The following is a 1067-nucleotide window of genomic DNA, read 5'->3' as shown; positions in this document are numbered from 1 at the left end:
AGAGCATCGTGGCCCGGCGCGCCATTGCCGCGGGTGAGGCGTTCACGGAGGAAAACCTCACCACCAAGCGTCCGGGAGACGGCGTTTCGCCCATGCGCTGGCACGAGGTTCTGGGCCAAACGGCCAAACGCGCGTTCAGCGAGGACGAGAAGATCGAGCTGTGAGCGAAAAGAGAGGACTCCGCCGACGAGGCGCGGAAGCTTTTATTTCATAAACCGGGAGGGATTCAGATGACGAAAAAAAGCCTGTGCGTCGTCACCGGCACGCGCGCCGAATACGGCCTTCTTCGGCCTGTGCTGCAAAAGCTGCTGCAAAGCGACGTCATCGAGCCGCGCCTTGTGGTGACGGGCGCGCATCTTGCGCCGGAGTTCGGCAACACCGTCAGCGAGATCGAAGCCGACGGCATGCCCATCGCGGCGCGCATCCCCATCCTGAAGTTCGGCACCGGCTCTCCGCTGGCTACTGCGCGCACCGTCAGCTATACGATGGAGCGCTTTACCGATTATTTCAGCCAAAACCGTCCCGACGCGGTGCTTGTGCTGGGGGACCGGTATGAGATATTTGCCGCGGGCGCGGCGGCCGCGCTGCTGGAGATCCCGCTGGCGCACATCAGCGGCGGTGACGTGACGGCGGGTGCGGCGGACGACTGGTTCCGCCACTGCCTGACGAAGATGGCGTCCCTGCACTTTCCGTCCTGTGAAGTTTACGCCCGGAGGCTCATCCGCATGGGGGAGGACCCGGCCGCGGTGGAGAATGTGGGCGGCCTGGGGGACGAGAACCTGCGCAGCCTGCCGCTTTTGTCCCGCGCGGCGCTGGCCGAAAGCATCGGCTTCGGGCTGGATCGCCCGTATGCGCTGGTGACCTACCACCCCGAAACAGCGGGCGGCGCGTCCCCGGCGGCGCAGTTCGACGCATTGTGCGCCGCGCTGGAGCGCTGCGGGCTGGCCGCCGTATTTACCAAAGCCAACGCGGATGCGGGCGGCGCCGACATCAACGCGCGGATCGACGCGGTGTGCGCGGCGCGCCCCGGACAGTATGTCGCCTTTACCAGCATGGGCGTACTGCGG

At 66.2% G+C, this 1067-nt stretch carries 2 protein-coding genes; both read left to right on the top strand.

Annotated features, from left to right (window positions below; translation table 11 throughout):
- Positions 1-8: 8 nt before the first annotated feature.
- Complete coding sequence (locus ACMO6A_RS00335; RefSeq protein WP_418470633.1) at positions 9-164, top strand: SAF domain-containing protein; 156 nt, start codon at positions 9-11, stop codon at positions 162-164.
- A 66-nt stretch (positions 165-230) separates the two neighbouring features.
- Positions 231-1067, top strand: an 837-nt coding sequence (gene neuC / locus ACMO6A_RS00330; protein ID WP_418470632.1) for a UDP-N-acetylglucosamine 2-epimerase, incomplete at its 3' end; no start/stop codon positions are given.

It is taken from the genome of Eggerthella sp., from assembly GCF_048329335.1.
Lineage (GTDB): Bacteria > Actinomycetota > Coriobacteriia > Coriobacteriales > Eggerthellaceae > Eggerthella > Eggerthella lenta.
Note: the sequence above shows the minus strand (reverse complement) of the source record. Positions and strands in the feature narration are given on the sequence as shown.